11 protein-coding genes are annotated in these 14,239 nt (G+C 48.6%); 2 read left to right on the top strand and 9 right to left on the bottom strand.

Annotated elements, in window-relative coordinates; genetic code table 11:
• Window position 1 precedes the first annotated feature (1 nt).
• From cydC to ACYVR3_RS00235, 5 genes are all read right to left on the bottom strand, one after another.
• Window positions 2-1,765, bottom strand: coding sequence for a thiol reductant ABC exporter subunit CydC (gene cydC / locus ACYVR3_RS00255; RefSeq protein ID WP_461242639.1), 1,764 nt, complete (start codon window positions 1,763-1,765; stop codon window positions 2-4).
• Entirely contained in the window at window positions 1,752-3,488 is a 1,737-nt protein-coding gene (cydD, locus tag ACYVR3_RS00250) for a thiol reductant ABC exporter subunit CydD (RefSeq protein WP_461242638.1), read from the bottom strand. Before cydD ends, cydC begins: the two co-directional genes overlap by 14 nt.
• Before the next feature lie 96 nt (window positions 3,489-3,584).
• On the bottom strand, window positions 3,585-4,598 hold the full coding sequence (gene cydB / locus ACYVR3_RS00245; RefSeq protein ID WP_461242637.1) for a cytochrome d ubiquinol oxidase subunit II: 1,014 nt from the start codon (window positions 4,596-4,598) through the stop codon (window positions 3,585-3,587).
• Window positions 4,591-6,051 (bottom strand): cytochrome ubiquinol oxidase subunit I, encoded by a 1,461-nt coding sequence (locus ACYVR3_RS00240; RefSeq protein ID WP_461242636.1) that lies wholly within the window; start codon window positions 6,049-6,051, stop codon window positions 4,591-4,593. Before ACYVR3_RS00240 ends, cydB begins: the two co-directional genes overlap by 8 nt.
• A 740-nt stretch (window positions 6,052-6,791) precedes the next feature.
• Window positions 6,792-7,013: a DUF2187 domain-containing protein gene (locus ACYVR3_RS00235; protein ID WP_461242635.1), complete on the bottom strand. Its 222-nt coding sequence runs from the start codon at window positions 7,011-7,013 to the stop codon at window positions 6,792-6,794.
• 511 nt (window positions 7,014-7,524) lie between these two features.
• On the opposite strand from ACYVR3_RS00235, the gene ACYVR3_RS00230 reads away from it, so the two are divergent.
• Window positions 7,525-8,553 carry a GGDEF domain-containing protein gene (locus tag ACYVR3_RS00230; RefSeq protein ID WP_461242634.1) on the top strand — a complete coding sequence of 343 codons (1,029 nt, stop codon included), beginning with the start codon at window positions 7,525-7,527 and terminating at the stop codon, window positions 8,551-8,553.
• 57 nt (window positions 8,554-8,610) lie between these two features.
• Here ACYVR3_RS00230 and ACYVR3_RS00225 read toward each other — a convergent pair whose 3' ends face one another.
• From ACYVR3_RS00225 to ACYVR3_RS00215, 3 genes are all read right to left on the bottom strand, one after another.
• On the bottom strand, window positions 8,611-9,660 hold the full coding sequence (locus ACYVR3_RS00225) for a D-alanine--D-alanine ligase family protein (RefSeq protein WP_461242633.1): 1,050 nt from the start codon (window positions 9,658-9,660) through the stop codon (window positions 8,611-8,613).
• Window positions 9,661-9,751: 91 nt separating this feature from the next.
• Window positions 9,752-10,342 (bottom strand): ECF transporter S component, encoded by a 591-nt coding sequence (locus ACYVR3_RS00220; protein WP_461242715.1) that lies wholly within the window; start codon window positions 10,340-10,342, stop codon window positions 9,752-9,754.
• 469 nt (window positions 10,343-10,811) lie between these two features.
• On the bottom strand, window positions 10,812-11,918 hold the full coding sequence (locus ACYVR3_RS00215) for a glycerol dehydrogenase (protein ID WP_461242632.1): 1,107 nt from the start codon (window positions 11,916-11,918) through the stop codon (window positions 10,812-10,814).
• Window positions 11,919-12,189: 271 nt separating this feature from the next.
• On the opposite strand from ACYVR3_RS00215, the gene ACYVR3_RS00210 reads away from it, so the two are divergent.
• Window positions 12,190-12,960: an NUDIX domain-containing protein gene (locus tag ACYVR3_RS00210; protein WP_461242631.1), complete on the top strand. Its 771-nt coding sequence runs from the start codon at window positions 12,190-12,192 to the stop codon at window positions 12,958-12,960.
• An 84-nt stretch (window positions 12,961-13,044) separates the two neighbouring features.
• On the opposite strand, the gene ACYVR3_RS00205 is transcribed toward ACYVR3_RS00210, so the two are convergent.
• A partial coding sequence (locus tag ACYVR3_RS00205) for an amino acid permease (protein ID WP_461242630.1) occupies window positions 13,045-14,239 on the bottom strand: 1,195 nt, incomplete at its 5' end.

Here is a 14,239-nt window from a genome sequence, read left to right as displayed (position 1 = left end):
CCTAGTCCGTTGAGGTCACATCCAACCCCTGATCCAACTCGTATAACCGGCGGAACCGGGCTTCGGTTCGGTAAAGCTCAACCGGTGTCCCTTGCATATCAAACTGACCATTTTCCAAAAAGCGGACTTGGTCAACGTGCTTGATACCCGCCAAGTGATGGGTGACCCAGATGATCGTTTTATCTGCTAACACGCTAAACACTGTATTCAACAGGTGTTTTTCAGTAATTGGATCCAAACTCACCGTGGGTTCATCTAAAATGATGATCGGCGCATCCTGTAATAGAATCCGGGCCAGCGATAACCGTTGCCGCTCACCGCCGGAAAACCGATTCCCGGCTTCTTGAACCAGCGTGTCATAACCCTGCGGCAGCGAGGTAATCAACGGTTCCAATCCCACGGCCGCAATCGCCGCCTTGACTTCCTCATCCGTTGCTTGCAAGTTGCCCAACCGAACGTTATTCATCACCGTGGTGTCAAACAAGTACGGTTGCTGATCCAGCACCCCAAACAAGCTGGCGCGTTGAGTTTGTAGCTGACTCATGGTGACCCCGTTTAGGGTAATGGTGCCCTGAGTCGGTTGCGCATCGCCGACTAACAGTTTCAATAAAGTGCTCTTCCCAGTTCCACTTGGCCCCAACAGCGCCAATTTCTCACCCCGCTTAACCGTCAGCGATATATCCTTTAAAACCGGCGTTTCTGCCCCTGGATACGTGTATTGTACGTGGTCAACGCGGAGTGCCGTAACGGGGGCCGTTAACGTCTGTTGCGCCGCCGTCTCAGATTGACTCGCTGACTCGGATAATTGATTCACCCGCGTAATGGATTGCCGGTAAACCGGCCACTCACTGGCCCCCTGACTCATTTCAAGGAACGGTTCGATCACTGGAAACAACGCCAACGCAAAGGCCACGACCCAGTTCGCCGAAGCTTTCGTTGCGGTAAATGCCGTCCCGGACCAAACTAATAGTGTCACCACTGCAGCTAAAAAGATAACTTGAACGGCCAGCCCCCGCCACCATTGAAAATAGTGGTCTCGGCGTCGAAGCTGCGCAATCTCATCAATGGCCATGCGCTGATGTGCCATAAAATCGGTATAGCGCCCTGAAATCACCCAATCAGTCAACCCTAAAACTTCATCAGTCAACTGCGTATAAAACTGTCCCTGTAGCTGTTTTTGCCGAAATTCCCGGGCGCCGTTAAACGCAACCGAAATCAGCGGCATGACGATCACAATCAGTCCCAGTAGGAGTGCTAATAATAAGGCCACTGGCCAACTGAAAACGCCCACGCCAATCACGATCACGAGGTAAAGCAACCAGCCAATCACCATTGGGAATACCGTGCGCAAATAAAGATTTTCGATGTGGTCAATATCATCCGCCAATAAACTGAGTAAATCCCCCGTCTGATGGGTTTGTTTGATCGTCACAGCAGTCCGTTCAACAGCCTGGTACAACCGCCGCCGAAAGTCCGAAACAATGCGTAACACCCAGTTATGACTGGTCAAACGCTCGGCATACCGGAAGACGGGACGGGCAATCCCGAATCCCCGTGCCAAAACCACCGGCACGTAGATCACGATCACCGAGAACGGTTGTCGGGCCGCTGAACTGATCAAGAACCCAGAGTTAAACATCAACGCCCCCGCCGACAGGAACGTCATCAATCCTAAGAACAAAACCAGCGTCAACAACCATTTGTAACGGCGCAGATACGGCGTGACCCACGTATCGTGTGCAAAAGTTTCCTTAAACCCGAACATCGTCATCCCTCATTTCTGCAACTAAGCGACTGTAAGCCCCGTCTCGCTGACTAAGCTCAGCTGGGGTGCCCTGTTCCTTGAGTTCGCCATTTTCCAACACCAGTACCCAGTCCATCTGGTTTAACCAGTGTAGCCGGTGGGTCGCAAAGAACACTAACCGGTTGGCCATTAACGGCAACATATCCTGTTTTAGCGCCGCTTCAGTTTCAATATCGAGGTGAGCCGTGGGTTCGTCAAATAACAGCACCTGCCGCTGATCATCCAGCAAAGCCCGCGCCAACGCGATTCGTTGCGCCTGTCCGCCACTCACCCCCCGCGCGCCTTCGCCGATCACCGTTTGCAGGCCATCTGGTAACGTGGCTAACCAATCGGTCAACCCTGCTTGCTCACAGGCACGTTGGATGGCATCTAATGAAGCAGTTGGTTGGTAAAAGGCCACGTTTTGCGCCACGGTTTCTCGAAATAGATACGGTTTCTGTGGCACGTAATAGCAGTTTTGCTGCCACTTGGTTTGCGTTAAATGCGGCAACGATTCCCCGTTTAACGTGATGTGGCCAGGTTCATCTGGCGATAAAAAGCCACCGAGGACGTTGAGCAACGTTGATTTTCCAGATCCGGAAGTGCCAATAATGCCGATGCGTTGTGGCCCATGAATGTCAAAGTTAAGATCCTTCAAAGTTGGCGTTGAAGTCCCCGGATAAGTAGCATTCACGTGCTCAAACCGCAACTCAGTCTTCGACTGAATGTGGCCAGTCGTGAGCACCTCTTGATCCGTTACCGTTGGCATCGCCAAAACATCGTTAACCGCTTGCCAAGCATTTTTACCATTCAGCGTTGCGTGGTAATCACTGGCGAAGTTGCGAATCGGCAAAAAGTAGTCTGGGGCCAGCGTTAAAATCGTTAATGCCGGGAGTAACGTCGTTCGCCCAGCCAACAAATCAAAACCTAAGAAGACCGCCACCACGGCCACTGACAGAGTAGTGAAAAAATCCAGCGCAAACGTTGACGTCATCGCAACCCGCAACGTGGACATCGTTTCTTTTCGGTAGTCTTCACTTACTTGGTAAACGTTGCCAGCGTACTTGCGGGAAAGCCCGAGCTGTTTCAAGGTGCCCAGGCCACGTAAAGTATCCACAAAGTTATTTGACAGCCGCTGATAGCCTGCATACTGCCGGTCGGCCTTACTTTTGGCGGCCAGACCGAGAATCACCATGAATAAAATAATAACCGGATAAATTAGCAGTAAAAAAGCAGCCTGCTGCCACTGTAACCAGGCAATGTAGCCCAAAATAACCCAGGGCGTGATGCCAAGGTCCAACACTTTAATAATGACTAACATGAGGTACGTTTGAACTTGGTCGATGCCCTCTAACGCCATCGTCACAATGTTGCCAGTCCCACTTTTGGCAACAACGCTGGGACCCAGCCGAAAAATTTGGGCCATTAATTGGGTTCTGAGTTCACCGCTGGTTTGTTCAACGAACGGGAAAAAGACTCGGTTTTGAGCCACCGTGAGTAAGTGGCGAACTAAGAAGCAACCGCTAAAGCTCAGCGTTGGTACCACAATCGAATTTAACGCCCGCAACTGCCATAAGTTAACAACCGCAATTGCTAAAGCCCGCGCCTGACCAACGATCATCACGGCTTGAAATGCGATTAAAACCAATAAGATCGCGATTCGACTTTTGATGCCAGGTAATTGAAATAACCGTTTATCAAACATCTCCAACCCCTACTTTCTCAACAATCAATAAAACAAGCGGACATGGGGCATCGCGCTTTGGCCCCGCGCCCGCTTGTTCAAAACGCCTCAGTACGTTCAGATTTCACCGATCTCCGGTGATTTTAACCGTTTATAAAAGACCCAGTAACTCCAGATGAAGTAGACCAACACGATTGGTAAAATCGAAAAGGCAATAATGGTCATGAGATGCAACGTGTAAGGTGAACTGGAGGCATCCTTGATCAAAATCGAGTGCGCACTATTCGTGGCAATCATGACCCGTGGAAACAGGCCGTTAAAAATCAGGACAACCACGCTGATCAACGATAACCCACTGGCGAGAAAAGCCGTCCAGTTATGAGCTTTCGAAACACCCCACCAAGCAACTAGCGTCAAGATGACCAACACGATTAGAATCGCCCAAGTACTAGTGGCTTTTGTCGCAAAGAAGTCGGTGGTCATGTAGAGCAACCCAACAAACACGACTTCCCCTACGATCAAAACTGGGTAGAGCACTTTATTCCACTTCTGCGCCCGATCTCGTAGTGAGCCGCTGGTCTTCAATTGCAGAAAGTTCAAGCCGTGAATCAAACACATCAGGCTCACCGCCACGCCACCAACAATGGAAAACAGGTTCACGTAGGTGCCGAAGTTACCGAAAATATTGCCATCGGCATCCATCGGTACGCCCTGAATCATGCTGGTAAACATCATGCCAAACAAGAAGGCCGCACAGAAGCTGCCAAGCGTTGCCGCCCATTCCCAGAACTGACGCCACCGACTGGTCTGCATGTTCGCCCGAAATTCAAACGAGACGCCCCGAAAAATCAGGGCAACTAAGATTAAGAACAGGATGATGTAGTAGCCCGAAAACAGGGACGCATACCACATTGGAAATGAGGCAAACATCGCACCACCCGCGGTAATCAACCAAACTTCGTTACCATCCCAGTGGGGGCCAATCGTTTGAATGATCGTGTCGCGTTCCGCGGTATTTCGACCGAAGAAGCGAACGGCCATGCCGATGCCGAAATCGAAGCCTTCTAGGAAGAAGAAGCCGCTAAACAGCACCCCGATAAGCAAGAACCACAGTAACTGCAAATTAGTCATGGTTAAACGCCTCCGTTCCAAATGGATCCGTCACGTGCGGCTCATGGGACTCGCTGGTATAACCCGAAACGTCAACGTTATCCGGTCCGGCTTTCAACACCCGGTGTGACAAGATGATCATCACAAGTCCTAGGCCAGCGAACAACGCAAAGTACACGATATTCGTGAACAGCAGTGAACCCACCGTTGATGTTGGCGAGACCGCATCCGCAATTGTAAGTAAGCCGTAAACAACCCACGGGTAACGCCCAAATTCAGTGACGAACCACCCCGTCGTGTTCACGATGAATGGTAACCACATGGCTAATCCAAGAATGACTAGGAACCAGCGTTGCCGCATAATGGTTGCCGCCTTCTTCCGGTTAAAGAACAGCCCCACAAGTGCTAACAGGATGAACAGCCCACCTGAAACGGCCATGATCCGGAAACTCCAAAACAGGGTCTTCGTTGGCACGTAGTAGTTCATATCTTTCCCGAACTTCTTATCGTAAGTCGCATGTAATTCACGATTAACGGCATTTTGACCCTTCACCGTTCCGGATAATTTATGATAGCTTAAAATATTAAGGACGTAGGGCACTTCAATGCTTGATTTTGTCTGATGATTCTGAGTATCAAACGTTGAAACAACTGCCCAGTCCCCTTTTTGCGTGGAATTTTTGTACAGCCCTTCCATTGCCGCAAACTTCATGGGCTGGTTTTGAATCAGGTAACGGGTTTGAACGTCCCCGGCTGCGACTGAGCCTAAACTGGCAATCAAGCCAATCACCAAGGCCACGTTCAACGACTTTCGGTAAAATGATTCGTGATCTTTCTTCAATAACCGCCAAGCCGAGGCTCCTGCAATCACGAAGGACGCGGTAACGCCCGCCCCCATAATCACGTGTGGGAATTCCAACCACAACTGCGGGTTGGTGACAACTTGAGCAAAATCGGTCATAACGACCCGCCCCGTCTTGGTGTTGATGGCGAAGCCCACCGGATTTTGCATAAAACTATTGGCCGCTAGAATCCAAACGGCTGACAAGGTTGACCCAAATGCGACCAACCAGATGAACAGCGCGTGGATCCCCGGTTTAAACCGGTCCCAGGTAAACATCCAGAGACCAATAAACGTGGATTCCAAGAAGAACGCTGCCAGCGCTTCAATGGCCAGCGGCGCACCGAAAATATCCCCCATAAACCGGGAATACTCCGACCAGTTCATCCCAAATTGAAATTCCTGAATGATCCCAGTGACGACCCCAACGGCAAAACTATACAGAAAAATCTTACCCCAAAATTGACTCATCCGCCGATAGGTCTCGTCACGTTTAACAACGTAAAGTGTCTCCATCACTGCCACAATAAATGCTAACCCAATTGAAAATGGCACGAAGAAAAAGTGAAAGACGGTCGTCATCGCAAACTGAAACCGCGAGAGCGACAAGACCGACATCCCGATACTTAACATGATATCCCCCCTCACAACATTAAACTGCTCAGTCACTAATCGATGACCAACCAGCACTATCCCTAGTTTAGAAAAATTCCTATTACCTTACAGATTTATTATATCGGGTGATAAATGAAATTTCAATAGAAAGGGCTTACATTTTAGGTGTTTTGTGAGGCGTTCAGAAGGTGGAGCCTAAGGGGCGATAAGTTAAACTACCGGTTTTGGGTAGTTTGGCTTATCGCCCCTTAGGTGCAACCTTTTGCCTCACAAAACACGTTTCGGCGTGGTCGCCAGAACGAATAATTGCGGCCAAACTTCTCAATATCACATAACTGCGGAAAGCAGCAGCTGACACCGAGCCGAAACAAACGCCGCCACCCGCTACTCACCCAATTGCCCAGACTAATACCACACTCTAACTGGCAACCCTTTTGCCTCACGCAGCACGACTCGACGAAGTCAGAAGCCTATCTGGCTATTCGGCGTGGTGGCCAGAAAGCGCGTGGTTGACAAGTTCTTACAACTTCAGGAACCCTGGAAATAACAGTTTAAGTGACGCCGAATTTTGTAGCCTGAATGAGCGTTTTTCAACGCACCTTTGGCAAGCGAAACGACGACAAACAGCCAACACTCAAACCACGCACAAGCCTCACACCCGCCATAAACGCCAATAAAAATAAATAACCCCACAAAAAAGCCCCCCAAACGCCAATCCCAGGCATTCAGAGAACCACTATTCAACCTAATTCAAACCCTTAATCGGCTTGTTCATCGTCTTCAGTCGTTTCCGTTTCGGGAGCGGCCTTGATCAGTTTCACTTGCTTCTTGTTGATGATCACCCGATCGTGATACTTATCAACGATCTCAGCATCGTCACTCTTAAACGTGATCATGAATGAGTTTTGGTATTCCTTATCAATAAACCCTTCAAACGTTTGTCCTTCTAATTTAAATGAAACTTGATCGCCAATTTTCAATGACTTCATCTCCCAATCATTATGCGCGCCTTTGGTCAAATCGCCAAAAGCAGACCCAATCTTACAGAGTAAGACCGGTCTTAAACTTAACGTACATTACTTGATTTCAGTCAATTTGTCAAGGGAAAAGTCTACTGATACGGGGATTGTTGGGATCATTTTTTCTGATTCTGACGTATTGATTGCCATGTCACTACTCAACCCTAAATCCGATTTAAACCACCACTTTTCCCGATACCGATGCGGATACCCACCGGTTGTGCCCCTTATGGTTGACCCATTTCAAAATTCTCGCAAGATTCACTGAAAAGCCTGAAATAAGTATCGTCAACCACTTGAATATTTGTTAAGATAGGTTGATTCCAATTTAATCGACCGACATAGAAAGGAGGCCTTTCCCCTACCATGACGCCATTACAGATATTTCTATCATTCGGACTTTCCCTGTTGACCAACATGATCGTCCTTGGTGGCGCAATTTCATTTCTTTTTTGGCTAGATGAACAACGGAATGCCAAACTCGTTGCTATCCGGCCCATCCTTAAAGCCGTTTTTAGCCTACCTCTTCGGCGAATCGTGGATCCATACATATTTAGCGCCAAACGGCTTCGGTCTCCACTGGACGTTCTTAAACATGCTGATTATCGTCATGTTCCTGCTTAACGTTCGCTTGGGTATCCGCTGGCAAGGTGTCATCGAAGTTGGGCTGATGTTGTGTTACGTCGTCCTTTACTCAGCTGACAGCACACCGATTCTTTGGCTCAGTTACGCTGGTTTTGCGGCCATTATTTTACTGACTAACATTTGGCGCCAGTGGCTGCTTCAACGGCGTTATCGCTTGTACAGCACGTTGACGCTATTTGCAACGGTCACGATTGGCTTAATCGCGTCAATGGATACTGTTGATACTGATGCTTACTTTTGGTTACGCCAAATCACGGCCCTCGTTATCCTAAGCATCACGGGAATCGAATATAACCAGACGCTTGACCAATCATTGGCCACTAACCGCAAGCTTGTTCGCAAAGCCACTACGGACGGCCTCACCAAACTCAAGAATTTCAGTCAGTTTGATCACGACCTGCAAGTCGCCTTCACGAATTACCAGACTGATCACACCCCATATGCCGTGTACGAGCTTGATTTAGACCTCTTTAAGCACGTCAACGATACCTACGGCCACCCAACCGGCAATCTCGTTTTACAGACGGTTGCTGAAACGCTACATGATTGTACGGCAAACGCCCCCTTTACCGCGACCGCCTATCGTTTGGGCGGCGAAGAATTCGGCGTGATCGTCAACGAAGACTGCACGGACCCGACTTATGCGATGCGGATTGCAGCCCATTTTCGTCAACAGCTTGCTGCTCAGAAGTTAACCGAATTTGATTTAGCGGTAACGACCTCGATTGGCGCTGCTAATAGCCGTGACGAACACTATCACTACCATGACATCTATAAAGCGGCCGATAAAAATTTGTATTTATCCAAACAACGCGGTCGAAACCGAGTAACGATTGAGGGCCAAACGATTGCCTGAACCTAAAAAATTCCCCTGAATGCCAATATGGCTTCAGGGGATTTTTTTTAAGTTAACTTACTTCAGACCTAAGTTTTTTAATTGTCCTTGCACGATTGAATCACACAAATCATCGTATGCGATACCCGCAGCATCAGCCTCTTGCGGCATCAATGACAACGGGGTCATCCCAGGCAACGAGTTCGCTTCAATCACGTACAAGCCATCAGTGTTCCAGAAGAAGTCGATTCGACCGTAGTTCTGAAGACCCAAGGCGTTAAAGGTTTGAATCGCGATGCGCTTCATCTCATCGTGAACCTCGTCCGGAATCTCAGGTGGTGTCTGGAACTTCGTGGTGTTCCCAGTCACAAACTTGTGTTCGAAATCGTACCAACCATCGTTAACGATGATCTCGATTGCTGGCAACGCCGTCCCGTTGACCACCGCCATTGAGAATTCACGACCCTTGATGTACTCTTCAATGACCACATCATCGTCAAATTCAAAGCTGGCTTGTAAATCCTTTTGAAGTTCGGCATCATCGTGCGCAATGTACATGCCCACGCTTGAACCACCATTGGCCGGTTTAACCACCACTGGGAAGTCAAATGGCAACTCAAAATCAGCCGCCGTTGACTTCGTTAAGTTGATAAACCGCGCCGTCTGGATGCCGTTATACAACATCACTTGCTTTGACAGACTCTTGTCCATCGCAAGGCCGGAAGCCAATGGCCCGCTACCCGTGTAAGCAATGTTATTTAAGTCCAACACTGCTTGAACCTTACCGTTTTCGCCATCGCCACCGTGTAACCCGATCCAAACGATGTCGGCCATGGCCGCAATCTTCAAGACGTTTGGGCCAAAGAGTTGCGTTGTACCATCTGGCCGCAACGCGTTGATCACGTCATCCGTCATGATCTCATCACTAATGTTGAGGTCGATGGCCTGTTCGTCACTGGTAAACAACGCTGCTAACTGCTGTTCGTCCGCCGCCGGTAATCCTAAAAACAAGTCGACTAAAGCAACTTCGTAACCCTTTCGCCGTAGTGCGTTAGCGACCTTGGCGCTTGAAGACAGGGACACGTTACGTTCCGTGCTGCGTCCACCCGCTAATACCACAATCTTCATATTGTTTTCCTCCGCGTTCTTTCTTAGAACCTTCAGTATAGCATGAATGAAAAATGCCGGCTACCGGTCTGCAACTTGTCTAATTAAATTATCATTTTACAAATCGAAGCAGTGGTTTAGCAATTAATGGCACTAACACCCCGGATAAAATGGCTTCTGGAATCCCATTAGTTCCCATAATCCCTAACAAATACGGCATGATGGCATCAACGTTTAATTTATCCAAAGGCAACATCCCCATGTAGTAAAGGATTGCCATAAAACCAAGCACCAACACCGTATTGACCAACGCGCCAACGACGCCAGTTAGCGAGAGTTGCCAAACCTTAGCGTCAGTTGGCCGCCCCTTAACGAGTTTCAAAAACAACCAACCACTGATCAAACCAATTAACAACCGTGGCAATACCGAAACTAGTGGATTAACCAACACGTAAATCGCAATTGGACTAGTTGGCCAGGCAAACGCCCGAATCCAATTGATCAGCCCCCAAGTCAATCCCACAAGCATCCCATCACGGGGACCGAGGATAACTGCTGCAATAATGACCGTAATCTGAATAATCGCAATACTAAATGGCCCAACCGGAATGTACCCTAACAACGGAATGACGTTTTGAATAATTACAATCGCAAAAAAAAGTGCCAAAATACTGATATGAAAGGCACGACTTCGACTTTGAATGATAATCCCTCCCAATGCAATGCCGGTAGACTGGCACTGCAAGTTTTCCCTATTTTAGCATATTATTTGTGAATGCGATGATTTCATGCACAATCGCTTAAAGTAGTGTGCGGAGCGAGACGGGTTGAGAGAGGTGTGCAAGGCAACATCGGTGAAGGCGCCCGGGCGGATTTACCGATGTTGCCTTGCATGCAGCTCTCAGTCTCGCGCAGCACTATTCGGCGTGGTAGCCAGAAAGCGTATGGTTGACGGGTTCTTACAACTTCAGGAACCCTAGAAATAACAGTTTAAGCGGCGCCGAATTTTGTAGCCTGAGGGCGCCAGTTTTCATGCGTCTTTGGCGAGCGAAGCGATGACAAACAGCCAACACCCAACTCTTACTCTGGACCCAAACGACAGCAAAAAATGGCAACCACGACTTCGCAGTTACCATCCCAAAAATCAATTTAATTTCAATCCAGCAAAGCGCTTATGCCAACCCTTGACAAGAACGGCTGTAAGCATCCGCACCCTTCATGGCAGCAGCAACGTCAGCTGGGGTGACGTCAAATGGCATTTCTGACATCGTGTCGGCATCCGCCGTAGCGACTTCACCAACCGTCAAAAGGGCTTCATCAGTGACGTCAGCGATACCTAAATCTGCAAAGGTCGTTGGTAAATCCAAGGCCAAGTAGAGTTCCAGATATTCGTTGATTTCATCGGTGTCGCGGCCTTCCAAGAAGAGTTGGGTCAAGGTCCCAAAGGCTACCTTTTCACCGTGGGTCTTTTCGTGAAGAGCTTCATCAGGCAAGGCCGTCAAGCCATTATGAATGGCGTGGGCGCCTGATAAACCGCCACTTTCAAACCCAACTCCACTCATTAAGGTGTTGGCTTCAATAATTTTTTCCAACGCTGGAGTAACGGCGTGAACGCGAGCCGCATCAATGGCTTGTAAGGCGTAGTCAAATTCAGTTTCTTCACATTTTTCGGCAATTGCGTTCCCAACTAAGGTTTGCTTGCCGCCTAACATGGTTTGACCATCACCCTTGGCAACAGCCTGAGCTTCAACGTTGGTTGCTAAAGCATCGGCGATCCCCGAAGCCAACAGCCGAACTGGCGCATTGGCAACCAGTTGGGTATCGATCAACACGAGGTCGGGGTTCTTGCTGTAGAAGCGGTATTTTGAAAACGCACCACTTGGGGTATAAATCACTGATAACCGTGAGCAAGGGGCATCAGTTGAGGCCAAACTTGGCAAAATGGCAACTGGCAAGCCGAGGTTATCAGCAATTGCTTTTGCTGAATCCAGCGTCTTCCCACCGCCAAGACCAATAATGAAATCAGTCCCAAAGTCCTTACCGATTTCGGTAATTCGGTTGATTTCTTCCTCCGAGGCTTCCCCCTTAAAGGTCACCTTGCGCACGTCAAACTTCTGTTGCTTGAGATAGTCTAAAAAGTCTTTCCCAATAATCTTGTAAACCGTTGCGTCAGCCATTAAGACTGGCTTTGAACCGAGTTTTTTCAGAGCATCAGCGCTGTCGAATAACGCGCCACTTCCTTGGACATAAGTTGATGGACTTCCAAAAATCTTTGTCATCAGTGATTTCCTCCATTCAGTTCAGGACTGGCGGACCTGCGTCTCCAACAATTGGCATCGCAAGTTTTTCGGCGCCAGCTCGTGTAATTGGTTACAAGTCTATGATAGCACACCTGATCACATTTTGTGAATCCGCTTTCATAGCAGCGAAATATTTTTTCATGAAAACTGGTTTTAACCGTCAATCTTACTGCATTTTACCGTCAAATACCTTACAATTAAGACTTGAAGGTTGCTTCACTAGCAACGCGTACCAGAAAGGATCCTTGCCATGTCAATGTCACCCGCAATTACCATTACTAACTTAATTTGGAGCTTCGACCGCGACCTACAATGCGTCAATCTCCTGCTCGTTCGACGCGCAAATGCGCCATTCGAAGATTTTTGGGCACTCCCCGAAACCACGATGCGGGAGACGGAAAGTGCCGACGCTGCGGCATTACGGTTGGTTCAAGAAAAGATTGGTCTCAAACTGGCTGGCTTTCACACTGAACAGCTTGCCACGTTCACCCACCCGAATCGCACCCCAGGACAACGCACCCTCTCACTAGCTTACATGACCTTCTTGCCTGAGATGCCACCACTAACGGCGGGGTACGGGGCCGTTGATGCCCGCTGGTTTACGTTGCATACCCCCGACCATCAATATGACTTTGAAAATGGTAAATTCCACTTTACCGCAACCACCGTCAACTCACAATCCGCCTACTACCAGCAATTAGCAACGCGAAAAGCCAAGCCTAAACTGACTCTGGCCTTTGACCATGACTGGATCTTAAAAGTGGCTTGTGACCGAATTCGCAATAAACTGGATTACCAACCCAACATTCTCTTGATTTTGGGTGACACGTTTACGTTAAAGGAAGCCCGTCACATCTTCGCCGACTTTCAACAAATCAGCGTCGACGAAATCGATAACTCGAACTTTAAGAAGAACCACCGCAACGTCTTTTCGTTAGTCGGCACCTCCAGCAGTAAACGTCCCGGACGTCCGGCAAAGGTGTATCGGCTTAATGATCTGCAAGCCGAACAGGATAATTAGACACACAATAAAGGCACTGCAACCGTCACCCTCACTTTGAGGTGCTACGGCAGCAGTGCCTTTATTTATTTTCAATGTAACATCTTACTCAACTGACCGCGCCCGACTCGTTTTCCGGCCGTGCCACCAGTTCACGACCCCAAACAATAGCGTCCAGCAGATTGCCCCCGTTGCCGCAATCGCATCCTGCGGAATGAAGAATAGGCTGATAAAGATGACGACGAAAAAGGCAATTGTAGCGGTGTTCGTAACTTTATAAAACGGCATCTTAAACCCATCCGGTAAGAAGTCATCTGAGACCCGATAACGCCGATGTGCCACCATCGCTAAACTATAAACAATCAGATACATGTCGCAACAAACACTCACGATAAACGAAAATGCCGATGCCAACGTTGCCGTTAAACTCAACAGTGGCGTGATCAACATGCAGCCTGCTGAAAGTAAGATGGCTGCGGCGGGCACGCCATTACCGGAAATCTTACCAAAGGTTCGCCCCATTAAACTATCGGGGTCAACCTCGGTTGCGATTTGGTAAAAATGCCGACCCGCAGAAAAGATCCCGCTATTGATCGAACTAGCCGCTGACGTCAACACAACAAAGTTGATCACCGAAGCCGCCGCTGGAAACCCAGCTAGATCAAACACTTGAACGAAGGGACTGCTGCTGGCGCTCAACGACGTCCACGGAATGATGCACATGATGATTCCCAGTGAGCAAATGTAAAACAGCAGGATCCGCATAATGGTCTCGTTGACGGCCTTCTTGATAATCGTTCGCGGATTCTTGGCTTCCCCAACGGTAATGCTAATAAATTCAATCCCTAAAAAGGCGAAGAAATCCATCGGAAATGCCGAGATAAAGTTGTACCCACCCTTAGGCGCCAAGGTGAAATTGTGAAAAATATTATTAAAGCTAGCGTGACCCAACGGCGTTTTGAAATCAACCAACACCATAAAGATCCCCGTGGCAATCATCGCCAGAATCGCAAAAATTTTAATCATCGCAAACCAGAACTCGGTTTCACCAAACAGTCGCGCCGCGATTAAATTAACGCCCATTAAGATGGCTAAAAAGCCGAGTTCAATGATCCAAGCCGGTAACTTGGGAAACCAATATTGAACATACCCCGCAATCGCCGTTAACTCCGCCATGCAGACGAAGACCAGCCCGATCCAGTACGTCCAGCCGGTAAAGTGACCCACGGTGTGCCCCAAGTATTTGGAAATAAACGACACGAAGGTGTGCTGTGAGGGATCCGCGTAAAACATCTCCCCC

The organism is Secundilactobacillus muriivasis (assembly GCF_054785195.1).
The sequence above is the reverse complement of the archived record's forward strand: the minus strand, read 5'-3'. Positions and strand labels throughout refer to the sequence as shown.